The sequence below is a fragment of the Neobacillus sp. S1227 genome, assembly GCF_055385255.1.
Genome location: NZ_AP038276.1, coordinates 3,990,172 through 4,009,786, shown reverse-complemented (window position 1 = coordinate 4,009,786; position 19,615 = coordinate 3,990,172). Strand labels below are relative to the sequence as shown.

Here is a 19,615-nt window from a genome sequence, read left to right as displayed (position 1 = left end):
ATTCATAATACCATATTATTTTGTTATTCTCAAAATTTTTTTTATCATTTAGACTGTTTTCGAATTTGGGTAAAAAATAATTAATTGGAAAAAATAAGCTAAACTGACAACAATAGGTGCTTGAATATGTTCAAATGGAAAAAAGAGAGTAAGTCACGGGAAGAATTTATAGCCCATAGCCTATATATCGATGAATTGAAAGAGCAATTAAAAAACGACCTGCTCTATTCGGATATTACCTTTCGTCATCTGAAGAAAAACGGGAATAGAATCGTCTTTTGTTTTTTAGAAAGCTTGATTGACAAGAGTAGTTTGGATGAATTTATTCTTGCGCCGATTCAAAATAATGAGAAAATCGAATGGTCAGTCCAAGAGTTCACGCAAATTTTGCCATTATCTATCTTAACAGTAACCAATCAATTAGGTGAAATTATCAGCGGACTAATAGAAGGTAATGTCTATATTTATGTAGAAGGGGACCCGTATGGTCTATTAACAAATCTCAGTAAGACAGTTGAACGTGGAGTGGAGAAGCCGGAAACAGAATCAAACGTTTATGGCCCGAAGATTTCGTTTACGGAATCCCTCCTCAGCAACATGAATATCCTAAGAAACAATTTAAAGGACCCAAACCTTTGCATGCAGGACCTGGTAGTGGGGAAAAGGGTGAAAACAAAAGCGAAACTCGTCTACATTCAGGGAATTGCCGATGAGGAACTTGTCACCACCTTTAAACAAAGGATAAGTGGACTTGAAATAGATTATGTCCCCGGAAACACTGTCCTTGGACATCTGATTGAAAATAACAGCTGGAGTGTGTTTCCTCAGCTGATTACGACTGAGCTGCCTGATCGTGTTTCCATCGCCCTATACAGAGGCAAAGTGGCTGTCCTAATGGATCGCAGCCCGGATTGCCTTTATGGTCCAACGACCTTTTTTTCCTTTTTTGAGTCTACTGAAGATGTATATATGCGGTGGAATATGGGGCTGTTCTTAAGGGTCTTGCGATTGACGGCACTTTTTTTATCCGTCCTTTTGACGCCTGCCTATGTTGCGGTTCTGACGTATCATTATGAGGTTATACCGTCGCCGATGCTGGTTACATTGGGTGAGTCAAGGTCAAAGGTACCCTTTCCACCGGTCTTTGAAACATTGCTGCTAGAATTTGTCATAGAGCTGCTTCGCGAGGCCGGCGCCAGGTTGCCAACAAAAGTAGGCCAGACCATCGGTATTGTAGGTGGTATTGTCATTGGACAGGCAGCCGTTCAGGCAGGTTTTACCAGTAACATTCTAATTATTATGATTGCATTAAGCGCTCTCGGGTCCTTTACAACTTCAAGTTATTTAATGGGTACGGCAATCAGAATGATTCGTTTTCCGATTATTATTATTGCTGGAATATGGGGCGGAATTGGGATTATGGTTGCATTTTGTTTTTTTATCATTCATCTGCTAAGACTGGAGACACTGGGCAAACCATATCTTTCGCCGGTTTATCCTTTACAATGGCGAGATCTGGGATATAGTTTTTTCCTTGTGCCTTATCAATATCTTGCCAAACGTCCTTTGACCAATAAACCAATAGACAAAGATCGTTTTTCAGAAAAACAAGCAAAGCTAAAAAAAGATATAGATGAATAGAGGGCGATGGAAATGGAGGTGAATGTTAAGCCAAGAGATGGATTGCAGGTTCATGCATTCCTGGTCATATTTATTGTTCACTCCACGCAAATTGGTGTAGGGCTTGTGGGCCTGCCTAGGGTTGTTTATTTAGATGCAGGCCATGATGGCTGGATTTCGGTCTTTTTGGCAGGGGTGCTGGGAGCCGTTGCCTTGCTGTTCATAGTAAAAATGCTTGGGAAATATGAAAGCGCCGATTTATATGGTATTCATTTTGATGTGTTTGGAAAATGGCTGGGTAACTTCCTCAGCCTGGTTTATATGACTTATTTAACGGCCGCCTTTTTTGTGATTTATATGAATTACATAGAAATTGTTCAGGTGTGGATATTTCCAAACCTTCCAACCTGGCAGCTTGGGTTAGTGTTGATTATGCTTTCTGCTTATGCTGTGTATGGAGGGATAAGGGTGGTTGTCGGAACCGCCTTTTTGTCGGTAATGGGTACCATATGGATGGTTTTCGTCCTTTTTGTTCCGTTAAAACATTCGGAAATTAATCATATACTTCCTATATTAGATGCCGATATCGGACAAATTCTAATTGGAGCCCACAATTCCTCCTTATCAATGCTTGGGATGGAATCAGTCCTATTTGTTTATCCATATATAAAAGAAAAAGAAAAAACTCAAATTTTCTCTCAAATAGGCAATGCATATACTGCCTTTATTTTCACACTTGTTACGTTTGTATCGATAATTTATTATGCAGGCGGAAGTTTGGAACAAACCATTTGGCCTGTTATATCGTTGTTCAAAATAGTCCGCCTTCCCAATTTGGAAAGATTCGAAATTATCGCTGTTTCTTTTTGGATGCTTATTATCCTGCCTAATTTGTGTTTTTATTTGTGGTCAGCCTCGAAAGGATTTTCACGCATTTTTGCCGGAAAACAAAAATGGGGGCTATGGATTATCGCTAGCTTAATATTTGGAGCATCATTTTTTATCAAAGCAAGATATCAGATGAATCTGGTTTCCGACATAATCGGAAAATTCGGCTTTTATGCGGCGATTTGTTACCCGATTATTTTATATTTTATTGTTTCTTTTAAAAAGAAGTTTTTTAGGGGGAAGAAAAATCATGCCACTGGGTCCTAAATGGAAATATGCAATATCATTGCTGGTTTGTTCTTTTTGTTTATCCGGTTGCGTGGAGGAGAGGCAATTAGAGAAATTAGGGCTTATCACGGCTGTTGGCTATGATTTAGATGGGAAAAATAAAATTAGGGGAACGGTGGTAGTTCATAAATTTGATCCGTTGGCCCGAAATGTGACCAAGGTCATTTCGGTAGATGCCCATACAAGTGGAACTATTCGTTTGAAACAAAATCTTCGTTCAGACCAAAGGCTTGTTTCAGGACAGTTGCGATGTGTCGTTTACAGCAGGGAACTTGCCGAGAAGGGGATAAATCAGCTTGTTGATACGCTCAATCGTGACCCTAACGTTGGCAATCTAGTTTTTTTGATGGTTGCGGAGAATGAAGCTTCATCCATCATCAACGTGGGTAAGAAAAATGTAAAGCTTAATCTTGGAACATATTTGTATAATTTAATCAGGCAAAATGTCCAAAGTGAGCAGATGCTCTCACCAACGCTGCAGGAGTTTAATCAGGGTTATCATGAAAATGGAAAAGATCCTGTTTTACCCCTCCTCAAATTGGAAAATGGCGATGTGTCGGTTGCGGGTACGGCCCTTTTTAAAAACGACAGGTTAGTTGGAATATTGCCGACCAATAAACTCTTTTTCTTGAAAATTTTAGCGGAAAAATATAAATCAGGAACCAAAGAATTGGGATTTAATCGTGAGGACTTCAGAAGAATTTTAAAGGAAAGAGAGGGCAGGAATTTACGGGCGGTTTATGATAAATTATTTTTAAGTATTGATAATATTCGCAGTAATACCAAAATCAAATTAGTGGATAAGAAAAACCTGCGATTTAGAATCGAGATTAAATTTGCATCAAGGCTGTTAGAATCAACCGCGCCTCTTGAATTGACAAGTGCTAATAATGTTAAATTTATCGAGAGGCAGATAGAAAAGAAAATGGAAAAGGAAATTCACGATTTGCTCATTTTTTTTCAAAAAAAGGGGGTCGACCCAGTCGGGATTGGCAATGAATATATTAGTCATATACGCGGAAAAGAAGTCACCCCAAAGGATTGGAGAAGAATTTATAAAGATGCTAAATTTGAAGTTCATGTAAAAAATACCATTGTAAAGACAGGAGTAATTGATTAATACACTCTTTTCCTTCCCTCATTTTAAAAACTTTGTTAAACTATTCACGGATGGAAAAAAGGAAGGTAGTGTGTATAAATGAATTTACGGCCAGTTATTATATTATTAGTCATTTCTAGTATGCTGCTTGCTGCTTGCGGCAAAAAAGAGATTAAGGATGCTCTAAACTGGGATACAGCTGATTTTTCTGCGGTGAACCAGGACAATAAAGCTGTTGAACTAAAGGATTTAAAGGGTAAGATCTGGATCGCCGATTTTATTTTTACTAGCTGTGCCGATGTTTGCCCACCGATGACTGCGAATATGACAAAACTGCAAAAAATGGTTAAGGATGAAAAGTTAAAGAATGTTGAATTTGTCTCCTTCAGTGTTGACCCCACTGTTGACACCCCTGAGGTACTGACTCGTTATGCAAACCAATTTGGGGCAGATTTCTCTAATTGGACCTTTTTAACCGGATATTCACAGCAATTTATTGAAAGCTATGCGATGAAAACATTTAAGACCTTAGTAAAAAAGCCGCAAAATGAAAACCAGGTCATCCACCAAACTTATGTCTATTTGGTAGGTCCAGATGGAAAAATTAAAAAATCATATAATTTATATAAAGATGTTCCGTTTGATGAAATGATTCAGGATATAAAAATATTGCAATAGGCCGTTATACAGGTCTATTTTTTTCTGGGAATATGATGGTATTATAGATTTGTTTTGAATGAGTTTTGTCATGTTATAATAAAATTAGTTTAGAAGGCAGGTGAATGGATATGAATAAATTTTTCCCCCTTCTAATTCTCTTAGTCTTTTTCCTGGGTTCTTGCAGCGAAACTGGAGAATGGGAACTACATCATGCAAAGCAAACGGCTGTGCCGGTCTATGAGCCTGTACCTGCTGATTTTATTCCACGCACCTTAACAGTTCTCTCCGCAGGAGATTCCTTAACACAAGGTGTTGGCGATAGTACAGGAAATGGCGGCTATTTGCCTTATTTAGAAACATTGCTGGAAAATGAAAAAGGCATTAAGGATGTAGATTTCTATAATTACGGGGTAAAGGGGAACCGAACCACCCAATTGCTTAAAAGGCTGAAAGCACCTGAAATAAAGCCTGTCTTAAATAAAGCCGATTTGGTTATTCTGACTATTGGCGGCAACGATATCATGAAGGTGGTCAGAGACCATCTCTCAAATCTTGAGTATTCCGTTTTTATGGATGAAAAGGAAAACTACCGTAAACATTTGATTCAGATAATAGAGACAATAGTCAAAGATAATCCCAATGCCTCCATAGTGTTGGTGGGTCTTTATAATCCTTTTTCAAAGTGGTTTAAAGATATTGAGGAATTTGATCAGATTGTTTCCGATTGGAACCAAGCAGGTCAATCGGTCATATCACAATATCCCAATGCTTACTTCGTTTCGATTGAAGATATATTTTTAAACAGCAGTGAAAACCTCCTATTCACTGATAATTTTCATCCAAATGATAAGGGCTATGAATTGATTGCCCAGCGGCTAAATGAAACAATGGAAGAACAGGTCTTGCCTGATTTGGACAGGAAGCCGTATATGGTTAGTACAGAGGAGAATTAGATTTTATGAAAAACAAATGGAAAGTTGGATTCCTAGTCTTGGCGGGAATCAACCTTTTATTCGCAATTATTATCCTATCGCTTGTGTTGGGTACGGGCTCGGATGCAGATAAAAAAAGCACTCAAATGAAGGAAATAAAAGGGGACCATGTGTCCTTTCATGTGAACTCTAACAAATACGATTTGAATAAGCTGATTAATCATTATCTAAATGAAGAGTCTTCCGATTCTCCAGTTGCTTATCGTGTTTTATTGGGAGACGAGGTGGAGTTGTATGGAAGTATTCCGGTTTTTAGTGAACAGGTCAAAATGAAATTGACATTTGAACCAGAAGCGCAAAAGAACGGAGATTTAGTTCTAAAGCAGAAATCCATGTCTGTTGGAAGTCTGCCTCTGCCGATTTCTTATGTTCTAAAGTTTATTGGAGATAATTATAAACTTCCTGAAGGTGTCGAAATTAGACCGAATGACAAATTGATTTATGTCCATATGCAGCAATTAAGGCTGAAAAGTGATTTGAAAATTAAAGTGGATCAATTTGATTTAAAAAAGGACCAAATCGCCTTTACGATCTTGGTGCCGGTTGATTAGGCATGCACTTGAACAAGAAGAAATGTTATTTTGCCGGACCAGATGAACTGGTCCGTTTTTTAATCAGCAAATTTCCTTTTTAAAGCAACATTTTGTATACTCATAACTAGCAAAGAATCTAAGAAGAACGGGGTGAAGCGCATGGAAGGTAAAGAACAATTGGCGACATTTGCAGGTGGTTGTTTTTGGTGTATGGTGAAACCATTTGATGAGCTTCCGGGCATTAAAAGTGTCATTTCGGGTTATACTGGCGGGACGGTAGAAAATCCAACCTATCAGCAGGTGTGCTCTGATACAACTGGACATTATGAAGCGGTACAAATTACGTTTGACCCGGAAATTTTTCCGTATGAAAAATTGCTTGAATTATTTTGGCAGCAAATAGACCCAACGGACACTGGAGGCCAGTTTTATGACCGCGGTCAATCCTATCAAACGGCTATATTTTATCACAATGAAAGTCAAAGAAGACTTGCAGAAGAATCAAAGCAGGTACTAGAGAGAAGCGGTCGTTTTACAAAGCCGATTGTGACCCCAATTTTGCAGGCAAAGCCTTTCTATCCGGCCGAGGAGTACCATCAGCATTACTATAAGAAAAATCCAGCTCATTATCAAAGGTATCGTATTGGATCAGGAAGAGCCGGGTTTATTCAAGAGCACTGGGGAGATAAAGAATGATGAATCAAAACAAGGAAGATTTAAAGAAAAAGCTTACACCGATGCAATTTGAAGTCACGCAAAATAACGGCACAGAACCGCCATTTAGAAATGAATATTGGAATGAAACAAGAGAGGGCATCTATGTAGATATTGTCTCAGGAAAACCACTCTTTAGTTCGCGCGATAAATTCGATGCCGGTTGCGGCTGGCCGAGTTTTACAAAGCCGATTGAAGAAGAGGAAATTACAGAAAAAGCGGATCACAGCCATTTTATGATCCGTACCGAGGTGCGGAGCAAATCAGCAGATTCCCACTTAGGACACGTATTTAACGATGGACCGGCACCAACTGGCCTGAGGTATTGTATCAATTCTGCGGCATTACGATTTATCCCGAAAGAAAAACTCGAAGAAGAAGGGTATGGGCAATTTAATAAACTATTTGAATAAGAAAAGCCGCAGTGAAGCGGCTTAGGCTGTCGAGAAACCCTCGACAGCCTCTATTTTTATTCGTATTCTTTAATAATTCACCGCGTTAATTTGTTATAATGTTACTAATACATAAGACTTTTCAACAGGTGTTAATCAAAAGACCTGTAACTCAACCAATAAATAATCAAATAAGTGGTGAAATCAATGTTTAAACCAAAAGAGTCTAGCCAAAGTGAATACGAATTTGTTTCTATTGATGAATTAGTTCCAGACAACCACCCTCTTCGCTTGATTGATAAATATATAGATTTTTCATTTCTTTTAGAAAAAGTTCGTCCATTTTATAGTGAGGATAACGGCCGCCCATCTGATCCATTAATTCTTTTTAAAATGATGTTTATTGGATACCTTTTTGGAATTCGATCTGAAAGACAACTTGAAAGAGAAATTAAAATGAACATTGCCTACCGTTGGTTTTTAGGGTTAAAATTCCACGATCCGGTTCCACATCATTCTACGATCAGTTGGAATCGCCAACATCGTTTCAAAGTTATCAATACGGAAATTGATACCGATATATTTCAGGAAATATTTGATGAGATTGTTCTGCAGGCAATGAATCATAAAATGGTTGGAGGACGAGTTTTATTTACGGATTCAACTCATTTAAAGGCAAACGCCAATAAACATAAGTTTACAAAGGAAGAGGTAGAAGTAGAAACTCGCGAATATATTGAGGATCTTAATAAAGCTATAGAAGAGGATAGAATTAATCATGGAAAAAAGCCGTTAAAGGAAAAAGAGGAAGTGAAAGAGACAAAAGGAATTCGAGTATGCACAACAGATTCCTGAATGTGGTTTTATGTCCCGTGAAAATAAGCAGGAAATGTTCTGTTATCTTGATCATCGGACTACAGTCATGAAATTCAATATCATTACTGATGTCTATGTCACTCCCGGTAATGTTCATGATTACGTTCCTTACCTGAATCGATTGGACCGTCAGGTCCAACGGTTTGGTTTTATGGTTGAAGCTGTTGCTTTAGATTCAGGCTATCTCACTAATCCTATTTGTAAGGGACTTTCGGATCGTAATATATTTGGAGTTATTGCCCATAGAAGATTCCATCCTACTACCGGCTTATTCCCTAAATGGAAATCCCGAACCGCCCGCGGAAAGCGAAGCATCTGGAGCGGAAATCAACAGGCCCATTAGCAGGAACAATTTTTCATAAAAAATGAATTCCGGATTCTGATAAAATAAAAAATTGCCGAGAAAAATATACTTTCTCGACAATCTGAGCCGCAGTGAAGCGGATTTTTTTAAATTGAACTGTTTTCCTTCTGCTTTGAACTGGACGTCATCCCGCCTGACAGGATAAATTTCATGGCATCCTCTGGTTTCACATCAATAATTTCAATCTGTTCCTTTGGAATGAGAAAGGTAAAGCCTGCCACCTGAAAGGTCTGTGGAATATATACAGCAACATGGTCCTTTAATGGACTGTAAAAATCCTCTAGCTGCTCGGATGTAATGAACCCCATACTTTTCATCTCAGTTCCGGGGATGACAACCAAAGCCACCTTGGAGAAAGATTTCTTATCCCCCAAAAAGGATTGTATAGTGTCCTTTATGACTGAATAAATTGTTTTTACTATAGGGATTTTTTCCAGCAGCCGATCAATTAGCCGAATGATTTTTCCTGAAATGTACTTAGTCGATAGCCAGCCCAACAGGGTAATCAGGATAATGGTCGTCAACAAGCCGATGCCAGGTATATAATCTTCCTTTAAGTACGGTCGTAACCGGTCACCAAGCAGCCCATCCAAAAATAAAAACGTTTTGTATATTACATAAATGACCAGTATAATCGGAACAATCGTCAAAATCCCGTTAATAAAGCTTTTTAAAATTGCTTTCATTCATCTCACCTGCCAAACTAATATCGTCTTTCATAATATAGGCGAATGCACATACAGGTCAAGCACCTACTACATAAAGTAATCTTGAAAAGATACAATTTTTGGAGGAGTGAATGCGAATGTATGGTGGATATGGTCATGACGGCTGCTGCGGCTACCCGGGTTACGGCTACGGTGGATTTGGATATGGATATGGCAGTTTTGTGTTAATAGTTGTCTTGTTTATTCTGTTGATTATCGTTGGCGCAAGCTGGACCTACTAAAAAAGTATGGCTGACTCCTAAACTGGGGTCAGCCGTTTTCATTTTTTTATCCGATAATTACCTTTTCCTTAGGATAATGGAATGTTTCTTTCCTTCCTTTACCCCTTAACATTAGAAGGCAGGTAACAATACCAACTCTTCCGATAAACATTAATATAATAATTAGCATTTTACCGAACGTTGATAAATGCGGTGTTAACCCTAGAGACAATCCGTTCGTTCCGAACGCAGAAGTGACCTCAACGATTACAGCAATTAAGCTGCTATTTTCAGTAATGGACAAGATAATGATTGACATCAAACACAGGAATGCTCCTGTTGTCATGACGATAAAAGACTTTATTACATCGTCGTGGTGTAATTCCCTTTTGAATATTTTTACAGTCCCTTTGCCTTGAGCATAGAAAAATATCGTTAAAATAATAATGGCAAAAGTAGTTGTTCTGATTCCTCCGCTCGCACTGCTTGGTGAACCGCCAATAAACATTAGCAGCGATATAAATAGCTGATTGCTTTCTGTGAATTCACCTAAATCTGTAGTCGCAAGGCCTGCACTCTTGGTTGTAACAGAGTGGAAAAAGGAATAAAAAAAAGATTGGTGCCAATTTTTATCCGCAAAAAAATGATGAATGTCGAGTAGGAAAATAATGATTCCGCCAAGGATAGTAAGAATTACAAAGGTCAAGGTTGTTAATTTTGTAAACAAGGTAAAGTGAAATTTTTTTTTGCTCTTTAAATTTAAGAAGAAATCAATTACCTCAACGATCACAGGAAACCCGATTGCTCCAATGATAATTAACAGCATAACCAAAAATTGAAGAAAGTAGTCATGGTCATAAGGAATTAGGGATGCCCCCGTAAGATCAAATCCGGCATTCGTTGTTGCGCTGATAGAGATAAAAAAACCCTGTTTAAACGCGGGTAAGATCCTGTCATAATATTTTAGTAAATGAATACCTAATATAATTCCTCCGATAAATTCGATTGTAATGATAAAAATAAATATTCTCTTAGCCAAATGGACCAATCCTGAAAGGTTTGATTGGTTGTGGTCAATCATGATCAATTGTCTTTCCTTTAATCCTACTTTTTTTCCCAGCATCACCCAAAGAAAAGTACTTAAAGACATAACGCCAAGCCCGCCTACTTGAAGAATGACGCACAGTAGAAAAATTCCAAAGTTGTTAAACGTATCCTTCAAGGTAATGACGCTTAATCCGGTAACACTGATGGCGCTGGCAGCTGTAAACATTGCATCAATAAAGCTGATTTTTACATTTGGAAGGTGGGCGAAAGGTAATTTCAATAGGAGTGTCGAAATAATTAGTGCAGATAAATAAAAGATAAAAATTAATTGAAATGTCGAAATATCCCTCGTTTTCGTCTGAAGCTTCTTCATTGAGTCCATTTAAATTCATTCCTTATATAATCTCCCTGTTATTCTATAATAAGCTTTGCAAATTGTAAAAGGCCGGAAAGAAACAAAATGGTGAATCATACAATTTCAATAAGGAAATGAATCTATTAGCTTCTTAATTTTGCATTATGCAGAGGGAAGTGGTTTATAGGGTGGAACAGTCGTATTTAATTAAGCCCATGCTTGATGGGGCATATCCAATCATCGATTATGGAAAAGGTGTCTATTTATATGATAAGAACGGAAAGAAGTATTTAGATGCCGCTTCTGGAGCTGTCACAGCCAATATCGGTCATGGAGAAAAAGAGATTATTAAGGCTATGGAACAGCAGGCCCAAAAAGTCTCGTTCGTGTACCGCTCGCAGTTTACCAGTGAAGCAGCTGAAAAACTGGCTAAAAAGATTGCTAAGCTGCTGCCGGGAGATTTAAATTGGAGCTTTTTCGTTAACAGCGGTTCCGAAGCCACAGAAACTTCCATGAAAATGGCAATTCAATATTGGCAGGAAAAAGGAATATCCACAAAACACAAGATTTTGTCCAGATGGGTCAGTTACCATGGGATTACCTTGGGAGCGCTTTCGATGTCCGGTCATCCCGGAAGAAGGGCAAGATTTGTTCCACTTTTAGAGGATTTTCCAGTCATCCATCCCCCTTATTGTTACCGCTGTCCATACCATCTTGAAGCACCTGCCTGCCAATATCTCTGCGCCCGTGAGCTAGAAACAGCCATCAACAGAATCGGAGCAGACAATATTGCCGCCTTTATCGCAGAGCCTGTCATTGGTGCTGCAGGCGGAGCCATTTCCCCGCCAAAGGATTATTTTAAAACGATTAAGAAAATTTGTGATGACCATGACATTTTGTTAATTGCAGATGAAGTAATGACAGGAGCTGGCCGGACTGGAGCGATGCTCGCATCTGAGCATTGGGGCGTCATTCCAGATATTGTCACGTTAGGAAAGGGACTTGGAGCGGGATATGCACCGATTGCCGCTGCTGTTGCCAGCGATAAAGTCATCGAGCCGATTCTGGCCGGCTCAAAAGTGGTTATGAGTGGTCATACATTGAGTGCCAATCCACAAAGCTGTGCTGCTGCTTTTGCGGTCCTTGAATATTTGGAAAAAAATCAGATTATAAGAACAGTTGAAAGCAAGGGTGAGTTTTTAAGAAAGGAACTTGAGAAATTAAAGAGCCAATTTTGGTTTATAGGGGATGTCAGAGGTATAGGCCTTCTGCTCGGAATTGAATTTGTCGAGGACCAAACATCAAGAAGACCGTTTTCAAGAAATGTGCAAGTTACGCAAAGAATAGTCGAGCTTGCCAAGGAAAAAGGACTGATTGTATATCCGGCAGGTGCTGGAATAGATGGGGTAAATGGTGACTCGATTATAATTTCACCTCCATTAACGATTACCGAAGCAGAAATGAATGAATTAATTTACTTATTAACGGAAGCATTTTCAGTCTTTTCAAAGGAAATCAATTTATCGGAATGACTGGGTGGTGTAAAAGGATGGAAAACCCATTTGGCAAGATCACAACCTTAGAGAAGACCATGGAGTTTTTTCATGACGGAATGACATTAATGTTTGGCGGCTTTGGCGGTGTAGGGACTCCGCCAGGTTTAATTGATGGGATTCTCGAAAAAGGGATTCGTAATTTGACACTAATCGGAAATGATACAGGTTTTCCCCATATTGGAATCGGAAAATTGGTCAGCCAGGAAAGGGCGAAAAAAGTGATTGCCTCGCATATAGGGTCAAATCCATTTGCCGGTCAGTTCATGCATGAGGGGAAGCTTGAGGTGGAGTTTTCCCCACAAGGCATTCTAGCTGAGAGAATTCGTGCTGGCGGTGTAGGACTCCCTGGAATTTTATCCGATATTGGCAAGGACATTGAACTGGTAGCGGAAGGTAAACAGAGGGTAACGCTGAACGGTATAGAATATTTAGTTGAGGAAGCATTAACAGCGGAGGTTTCCATCGTATTTGCGAAAAAGGCTGATGAATATGGAAATTTAATTTATGACAAGAGTGCCCGCAATACCAATCCGCTTGTGGCCATGGCGGGCGAGGTCACGATTGCTGAAGTAGAGGAAATTGTTCCCCTTGGCGCCCTTAATCCGGAAGAAATTATTACACCTGGCGTGTTTGTGGATTATATCATTCCAACTAAAGGGGTGAACTGGAAATGGGCATGGGAGTAGATATACGAAATAAACTAGCGAAACGTGCAGCCGAAGAGATTCAAAATGGGATGGTAGTGAATCTTGGTATCGGCATCCCTTCCCTTGTTCCTAATCACCTTAATAAAGGGGTAAACGTTATTTTTCATGCGGAAAATGGCATTACAGGAATGGGCCAAAGTCCGATAAAAGGTGAAGAGGACGAAAACCTATGTAATGCCGGAGGATTTCCCGTCACGTTAAACATTGGCGGTTCTTATTGTGATAGTGCGGTTTCGTTTGGCATGATTCGCAGCGGCAAAATAGATATCACGATTTTAGGCTCCCTGCAAGTAAGCCAGAAGGGAGATTTAGCGAACTGGATTGTACCTGGCAAGAAGGTCCCGGGGATGGGCGGGGCAATGGAGCTGGCCCAAAAGGCCAAGAAAGTTATTGTTTTGATGAACCACTGTGATAAACATGGCCGCTCAAAAATCGTCAAGGAGTGTACGATGCCCCTTACCTCCAGGGAATGTGTGGATTTGATTATTACTGAATTAGCTGTATTTCAAGTGACAGATGAAGGACTGCTTTTAACGGAAATATTTGCCCAAGGTAATCTTGAAGACATAGTCAATAAAACTCAATGTGAATTTGCGATTAGTGAAAAATTGAGAGAAATCCCCTATTAAATGCAGCATAGTTAATAAAGGGAGTGGTGCAGATGCAAACTCATGAAGATCAAATCAAAACATGGTTGAAGGAGAATCGGGCAAGAGGGGCAAGGCTCTTGCAAATACTTGTCAGGGAGAACTCCACAAGAGGGAACGAAAGCAGTGCACAAGCAATTCTCATTGAAAAATGCCGCCAGCTTGGCTTAACACTTGATATTTGGGAAATTGGCAGTGAAGAATTAAAAAATCATCCAGCCTACTGCTGTGATCGATATAACTTCGAGGGAAATCCCAACCTGGTTGCTGTGTTAAAAGGCACAGGCGGAGGAAAATCGCTCATCCTCAATGGTCATATTGATGTGGTTCCTGTTGGCAATGAATCAAGCTGGGAACGGGATCCCTTTAGCGGGCATATCGAATGCGGGAAGCTTTACGGCAGGGGAGCTACCGATATGAAAGGGGGAACCACCGCCCTATTAATGGCGCTTGAGTCCATAATTGCCTCTGGAATAAAACTTAAAGGGGACGTCATTTTTCAGAGTGTTATAGAAGAGGAAAGCGGCGGCGCGGGAACACTTGCTGCTGTACTAAGAGGATACTGTGCTGACGGAGCGATAATCCCAGAACCAACTAATATGAAAATTTTCCCAAAACAGCAGGGGTCTATGTGGTTTAGAATTACCGTAAAAGGCAAGGCAGCACACGGTGGAACCCGCTACGAAGGCGTCAGTGCAATTGAGAAATCGGTAAAAGTCATCCAAAGATTGCAGCAATTAGAGAAAGACCGAAATAGCAAAATTTCAGACCCGCTTTATCAGCAAATACCAATCCCAATTCCCATTAATATTGGAAAAATCAGTAGCGGTGAATGGCCTTCTTCGGTGCCTGACACTGCTGTGATTGAAGGCAGGATGGGGGTTGCCCCAAATGAAACAATGCAATCTGCTCAGGCTGAAATGGCAGCTTGTCTTAACGGGTTAAATGAGCAGGATTCGTGGTTTAAGGATCATCCTTTAACCATCGAATGGTTTGGCGGCAGATGGCTGCCTGGTAATATGGAAAGCGGCCACCCATTAATGAAGGATCTGTCTGCGAGTTTCAGAGAAGTAAATGGGGAGGACCCAGTGGTGGAGGCAAGCCCGTGGGGAACCGATGGCGGAATTCTATCAGCCGTGGGGAATACACCAGTTGTCGTATTCGGCCCGGGGACAACGGAAATTGCCCATGATGCCAATGAATATATCATACTTGATGAAATGTTTGCCGCAAGCGAGATTATCGCTTTAACAATTTTGAAATGGTGCGGAGTACAGGAATAGTGTTGTAAAATCAGAATACAGCAGGCGAAAAGTCTGGCTTCGAAAAGCCAGACTTTTTTCTGAAAAACAAAGAAATTTTTTGAAAAAGGGGTGATGATGATGAATCATTTACCAACGACAATTTTTGAAAATCATTCCACCTTCTCTATGGAAGTCTTTATTGACCCATTTAATAAAAGAATCAGAGTCGACGACTATCGCGGGAATATAAAACAGATTCTGGTAAGGGCTGAGGCGCTCGCCAAACAGCATCAAGTGGAAAAGTTAATCATTAAAGCGCGAATGGAAGATACGGTTTCTCTTTTTGAATTTGGTCTTCAGCCTGAAGCGATCGTCGACCACTATTTTCGGGGTTCGGATGCATATTTTTATACAAAATATTATATTACTGATCGGAAGAAAAACGACCATTGGATGGCCGAAGATGCAATTATTAACAGTATTTACCAATTGGATCGTGTCCAGCAAAACTTAACCCCGCCAAAAGATTATGAGATTAAAAAAGCTGATGAAAGCCTGGCTTCCAAGCTCTCTGCCCTTTACCAGCAGGTGTTTCAAATCTATCCAACTCCATTAAATGACCCGGAATATATAAGAAAGACAATGCAGGATGGGACAATCTATTATGTCTTTTTACATCTGGGGGAAATCGTCAGTGCAGCTTCAGCGGAAATTAACGATTTTTATAAAAATGCGGAATTAACAGATTGTGCGACGCTCCCGGAGCACCGGAAATATGGACTTATGAAGCTTCTCCTGAATAAGCTTGAGGGAGAATTAATTAATAAAGGGATTTTTTGCAGCTATTCAATCGCAAGGTCATTGTCATTTGGGATGAATGCAGCCCTATATCAGCTTGGCTATTCTTACCGCGGAAGGCTCATGAATAATGTCTATATTTATGACAAGCTGGAGGACATGAATATGTGGGTAAAGGATTTGGCAGGCTGCTAGCTTTTTGGCAGATGGTGCCCGTTTTTCGGCACCAGGTATACTGGCGGAGGGGCAGGTGAAATAATGGGCCAATTAATTGCTTTAACACAGGAAGTCCTAAGTGCCATCTTAAAAAGCATTGATGAAGGAATCCATGTGGTTAATATCGAAGGGAAGACTATTTTTTATAATGAAGTGGCGGCAAGGCATGATGGAATGGATGTTACAGAGGTTCTTGGAAAGCACCTGTTAGAGGCTTTCCCTTCCCTGACAGAAGATTCAAGCACCTTGTTAAAGGTCATCAAAACAGCTAAGCCAATCTATAACCAGACACAAGAATACGTTAATCTACACGGCGCCAGAATTGACACTATGAATACTACTTTGCCAATTCTTCTGAATGATGAAATTATCGGTGCTGTTGAAATTGCAAAAGATTATTCGCGGATGAAAATGCTTGCGGAAAGGCTGTTAGACCTGCAAAAGAGGCAGAACAAAAGCAAACGGAAAAAGATCCCTCCGCAGGTTCGCTATACGTTAAATGATTTAAAAACGGTAAACCGAAGCTTTATTAGAATGAAGGAGGAAGCCAGGAAACTGGCAAAATCGGATTCTCCAATCCTTGTATACGGCGAATCTGGTACAGGTAAAGAATTATTTATACAAGGAATTCATCATGAATCAAGGCGGTCAAACGGTCCCTTTATTGCGCAAAATTGCGCTGCTATCCCTGAAACCCTGCTTGAAAGCATGCTATTTGGAACGGCCAAAGGAAGCTATACGGGTGCTGTTGACAGAAAAGGGTTATTTGAGCTTGCTGATGGGGGCACGCTGTTTCTTGATGAACTTCACGCTATGCCAATTGAATTGCAGGCGAAGCTTCTTAGGGTTTTAGAGGAGGGAATGATCAGAAGGGTAGGCAGTTCTGAAACTATTACCGTGGATGTCCGTGTCATCGCTGCGGTAAACGTTCATCCAAATAAGGCTCTTCAAGAAGAAAAACTACGCTCTGACCTTTATTTTCGCCTAAATGTATTTACTTTTTCTTTGTTGCCGCTCCGAGAGAGAAGGGAAGATATCGTCTATTTATGCAAATTCTTTATACAAGAATTTAACAATAAACTTAAAAAAAATATCCTAGGAATGGAAGATAACCTGGAAATCTTCTTCATGGATTATCAATGGCCGGGTAATGTCCGTGAGTTAAAACATACATTGGAATATATGATGAATGTCTGCAATGGCAGTTTATTAACGACTGAAGACCTGCCAGTCATGTTAAAGCAGCATTCATCCCATATAAGAGGGACTGTCAGGGAATGTGTAAATATGTCACTGCGTCAACATGTTGATGACCTTGAAAGAAAACTGATCCTCGAGGCGTTGGAGCAATCCGGCGGCAATCTAAAACAGGCTGCAGAGCTTTTGGAGATCCCAAGACAAACTTTACAATATAAATTAAAAAAATTGATGTAATGTTAATTGGTGCCGATTTTTCGGCACCTTTTCATTTTCTAATAATGAAATAAGTATCCAATTCCTTCTTCCTATCGTCAGAACACAAACGGGCACCTCCGTTTTTGGCTTTGGCACGTTACTTGCATACTATAAAAAGTAAGCAAGGAGTAGGAGGAATAACGAATGAAACAATTTTTATATAAGCCTGACCGGCATTGGAAAGACATAGAACTTTGGAAAGATGTAACGGATGAACAGTGGGACGATTGGCTCTGGCAGTTAACCAATACCATTCGTACCCTTGACGATTTAAAAAAGGTAATTAACCTTACCCCCGATGAAGAAGAAGGTGTAAGAATCTCAACTAAAACCATTCCCTTAAACATTACACCTTATTACGCATCCCTGATGAATCCTGATGATCCACGCTGTCCAATCAGAATGCAATCTGTCCCGATAGGAAAGGAAATTTATAAGACAAAATACGATCTTGAAGATCCCTTGTATGAAGACGAGGATTCGCCGGTACCGGGATTAACACATCGTTATCCAGATAGGGTTTTATTTCTGGTCACGAATCAGTGCTCGATGTATTGCCGCTATTGTACTAGACGGCGGTTCTCCGGGCAAATTGGCATGGGCGTCCCGAAAAAGCAGCTTGATGCGGCCATATCCTATATAAAGCATACCCCACAGGTAAGGGATGTGCTCATTTCCGGCGGTGACGGACTGTTGATCAATGATAATATCTTGGAATATATCTTGAAAAATTTGCGCGAAATCGACCATGTTGAAATTATTCGCATCGGGACAAGAGCACCTGTAGTTTTTCCGCAAAGAATTACAGAAAACCTCTGCAGCATTTTAAAAAAATACCACCCTATTTGGCTAAACACACATTTCAATACTTCAATTGAAATAACGGAAGATTCGAAACGTGCGTGTGAAATGCTCGCAAATGCTGGTGTTCCTGTTGGCAACCAGTCCGTTATCCTAGCTGGAATCAACGACAGTGTTCCGATTATGAAAAAATTAATGCATGACCTCGTTAAAATTCGGGTAAGGCCATATTATATTTACCAATGTGATTTATCAGAAGGTATTGGCCATTTCCGTGCCCCGGTTTCCAAGGGGCTTGAAATTATCGAGGGACTTCGCGGACATACTTCTGGGTATGCTGTACCTACCTTCGTGGTAGATGCTCCCGGCGGCGGCGGAAAAATTGCTCTGCAGCCGAATTATCTGATTTCCCAAAGCCCGGAGAAAGTTGTCCTCCGCAATTTTGAAGGAGTGATTACCTCTTATCCGGAGCCGGAAAATTATCAGCCTGGCAAAGCAGATGCCTATTTCAAAGAGGTTTATCCAGATATAGATGAGAAAAAATCGCTCAATGGCATTGCCGGAATTATGAATGACCAGCATTTTAATCTTGTACCGGAAGGTTTGTCGAGATTAAATCGTCGTAAGGTATACATCGAAGATCCTGCCCACTCCACGCTAAAGGATAAGCGAAGCAAGCGGGATGAATTAAAGGAGAAAAAGTATCAAGCGTTAATCAAAAAAGAAAATGAAACGGATCAAAACACTGAAGTAAATGCAGACTCGCCAACAGATTAGGGAAAGGAGTTGATGGTCTTGGTTTGTGAGTGGTGCAGCAGTGAAAACGTAAAAAGTGTTTCCCATACAGTTTATTGGGAATTGCCCGATGGCTCGAGGGCAATTGAAATCACGGAGACACCTGCTTTCGACTGTTCTGATTGTTCTATGGTATATCAAAGCGAGGCGACCATTAAAGAAATAGAAGATCAATTATTTTTAATTGATACCAAGAAGGTAGGAAAGATCATTACTTTTAAGGAGCTTATGAGCATCCCACGCTTATTAAAAAGAAACTATTTTGATTTTTCATAAGTACTGGACACGTGAAAGTAGTTGGATTAATATTTATTGATAAAAAGAAGTCTTTTTAGAAAGGCGTTTTTTCAATGAATAAATCATTCTATCACTTTTTAATGAAATATCGGCATCCAGCTCCAAAAGACGTAATCAGCCGGTTTGCTAATCATGCCTACTTGGACCATGACTTTCCAAAATATTCACTGGATTATCATGAACTGACGGCCTATCTTGAACTAAACGGGCATTATTTGGATTCCATGTCAACCTTTGATGAGGCTTGGCAGCTATACACTTTGTCAGAGCAAAAAGACGATAAATCGCCTTCATAATGAGGCGATTTTTTCATTTTAAAATTGTCTAGCGCTTTTAAAAAGAT

The 19,615-nt window shown here is 40.0% G+C and carries 20 protein-coding genes and 1 pseudogene; 19 read left to right on the top strand and 2 right to left on the bottom strand.

What is annotated here, in order from left to right:
* Positions 1-126 precede the first annotated feature (126 nt).
* The 9 genes and pseudogenes from ACZ5AE_RS20040 to ACZ5AE_RS20000 all read left to right on the top strand — a co-directional run.
* On the top strand, positions 127-1,641 hold the full coding sequence (locus ACZ5AE_RS20040) for a spore germination protein (protein ID WP_464566338.1): 1,515 nt from the start codon (positions 127-129) through the stop codon (positions 1,639-1,641).
* Between the two features lie 12 nt (positions 1,642-1,653).
* Entirely contained in the window at positions 1,654-2,775 is a 1,122-nt protein-coding gene (locus ACZ5AE_RS20035) for a GerAB/ArcD/ProY family transporter (protein WP_464566337.1), read from the top strand.
* Positions 2,759-3,916 carry a Ger(x)C family spore germination protein gene (locus ACZ5AE_RS20030; protein ID WP_464566336.1) on the top strand — a complete coding sequence of 386 codons (1,158 nt, stop codon included), beginning with the start codon at positions 2,759-2,761 and terminating at the stop codon, positions 3,914-3,916. The genes ACZ5AE_RS20035 and ACZ5AE_RS20030 overlap by 17 nt, the downstream gene beginning before the upstream one ends.
* 78 nt (positions 3,917-3,994) lie before the next feature.
* Complete coding sequence (locus ACZ5AE_RS20025) at positions 3,995-4,573, top strand: SCO family protein (RefSeq protein ID WP_464566335.1); 579 nt, start codon at positions 3,995-3,997, stop codon at positions 4,571-4,573.
* Positions 4,574-4,677: 104 nt separating this feature from the next.
* Positions 4,678-5,508, top strand: coding sequence for an SGNH/GDSL hydrolase family protein (locus tag ACZ5AE_RS20020; RefSeq protein WP_464566334.1), 831 nt, complete (start codon positions 4,678-4,680; stop codon positions 5,506-5,508).
* A 5-nt stretch (positions 5,509-5,513) separates the two neighbouring features.
* The gene (locus ACZ5AE_RS20015) at positions 5,514-6,098 is read left to right on the top strand and encodes a YpmS family protein (protein ID WP_464566333.1); all 585 of its coding nucleotides are present in this window, start codon (positions 5,514-5,516) and stop codon (positions 6,096-6,098) included.
* Between the two features lie 141 nt (positions 6,099-6,239).
* Positions 6,240-6,776, top strand: coding sequence for a peptide-methionine (S)-S-oxide reductase MsrA (msrA, locus tag ACZ5AE_RS20010; RefSeq protein ID WP_464566332.1), 537 nt, complete (start codon positions 6,240-6,242; stop codon positions 6,774-6,776).
* Positions 6,776-7,207 (top strand): peptide-methionine (R)-S-oxide reductase MsrB, encoded by a 432-nt coding sequence (gene msrB, locus ACZ5AE_RS20005; RefSeq protein WP_464573677.1) that lies wholly within the window; start codon positions 6,776-6,778, stop codon positions 7,205-7,207. The genes msrA and msrB overlap by 1 nt, the downstream gene beginning before the upstream one ends.
* 186 nt (positions 7,208-7,393) lie before the next feature.
* A pseudogene (locus tag ACZ5AE_RS20000) lies at positions 7,394-8,354 on the top strand (IS1182 family transposase); the annotation flags it as partial.
* A gap of 158 nt (positions 8,355-8,512) precedes the next feature.
* On the opposite strand, the gene ACZ5AE_RS19995 reads toward ACZ5AE_RS20000, so the two are convergent.
* A complete protein-coding gene (locus ACZ5AE_RS19995) occupies positions 8,513-9,112 on the bottom strand; it encodes a DUF502 domain-containing protein (RefSeq protein WP_464566331.1) in 600 nt (199 codons plus the stop codon).
* A 119-nt stretch (positions 9,113-9,231) separates the two neighbouring features.
* On the opposite strand from ACZ5AE_RS19995, the gene ACZ5AE_RS19990 reads away from it, so the two are divergent.
* A complete protein-coding gene (locus ACZ5AE_RS19990) occupies positions 9,232-9,375 on the top strand; it encodes a YjcZ family sporulation protein (protein WP_464566330.1) in 144 nt (47 codons plus the stop codon).
* A 46-nt stretch (positions 9,376-9,421) separates the two neighbouring features.
* Here the strand turns inward: ACZ5AE_RS19990 and ACZ5AE_RS19985 are convergent, their stop codons facing one another.
* The gene (locus tag ACZ5AE_RS19985) at positions 9,422-10,783 is read right to left on the bottom strand and encodes a TrkH family potassium uptake protein (RefSeq protein ID WP_464566329.1); all 1,362 of its coding nucleotides are present in this window, start codon (positions 10,781-10,783) and stop codon (positions 9,422-9,424) included.
* A 161-nt stretch (positions 10,784-10,944) separates the two neighbouring features.
* On the opposite strand from ACZ5AE_RS19985, the gene ACZ5AE_RS19980 reads away from it, so the two are divergent.
* The 9 genes from ACZ5AE_RS19980 (at position 10,945) to ACZ5AE_RS19940 (ending at position 19,568) form a co-directional block, all read left to right on the top strand.
* Positions 10,945-12,288 (top strand): aspartate aminotransferase family protein, encoded by a 1,344-nt coding sequence (locus tag ACZ5AE_RS19980; protein ID WP_464566328.1) that lies wholly within the window; start codon positions 10,945-10,947, stop codon positions 12,286-12,288.
* 17 nt (positions 12,289-12,305) lie between these two features.
* Entirely contained in the window at positions 12,306-12,998 is a 693-nt protein-coding gene (locus ACZ5AE_RS19975; protein ID WP_464566327.1) for a CoA transferase subunit A, read from the top strand.
* Entirely contained in the window at positions 12,983-13,648 is a 666-nt protein-coding gene (locus tag ACZ5AE_RS19970) for a 3-oxoacid CoA-transferase subunit B (protein WP_464566326.1), read from the top strand. Before ACZ5AE_RS19975 ends, ACZ5AE_RS19970 begins: the two co-directional genes overlap by 16 nt.
* A 32-nt stretch (positions 13,649-13,680) precedes the next feature.
* Positions 13,681-14,949 carry a peptidase gene (locus ACZ5AE_RS19965; RefSeq protein ID WP_464566325.1) on the top strand — a complete coding sequence of 423 codons (1,269 nt, stop codon included), beginning with the start codon at positions 13,681-13,683 and terminating at the stop codon, positions 14,947-14,949.
* A gap of 99 nt (positions 14,950-15,048) precedes the next feature.
* Positions 15,049-15,903 (top strand): putative beta-lysine N-acetyltransferase, encoded by an 855-nt coding sequence (gene ablB / locus ACZ5AE_RS19960; protein ID WP_464573676.1) that lies wholly within the window; start codon positions 15,049-15,051, stop codon positions 15,901-15,903.
* 63 nt (positions 15,904-15,966) lie between these two features.
* Positions 15,967-17,358, top strand: a complete 1,392-nt coding sequence (locus ACZ5AE_RS19955) for a sigma-54 interaction domain-containing protein (protein ID WP_464566324.1) — start codon at positions 15,967-15,969, stop codon at positions 17,356-17,358.
* A gap of 165 nt (positions 17,359-17,523) precedes the next feature.
* A complete protein-coding gene (gene kamA / locus ACZ5AE_RS19950) occupies positions 17,524-18,957 on the top strand; it encodes a lysine 2,3-aminomutase (protein ID WP_464566323.1) in 1,434 nt (477 codons plus the stop codon).
* Between the two features lie 12 nt (positions 18,958-18,969).
* Positions 18,970-19,251 (top strand): YokU family protein, encoded by a 282-nt coding sequence (locus ACZ5AE_RS19945; protein ID WP_464566322.1) that lies wholly within the window; start codon positions 18,970-18,972, stop codon positions 19,249-19,251.
* 74 nt (positions 19,252-19,325) lie between these two features.
* Positions 19,326-19,568 carry a YozE family protein gene (locus ACZ5AE_RS19940; protein WP_464566321.1) on the top strand — a complete coding sequence of 81 codons (243 nt, stop codon included), beginning with the start codon at positions 19,326-19,328 and terminating at the stop codon, positions 19,566-19,568.
* The last annotated feature ends 47 nt before the right edge of the window (positions 19,569-19,615 follow it).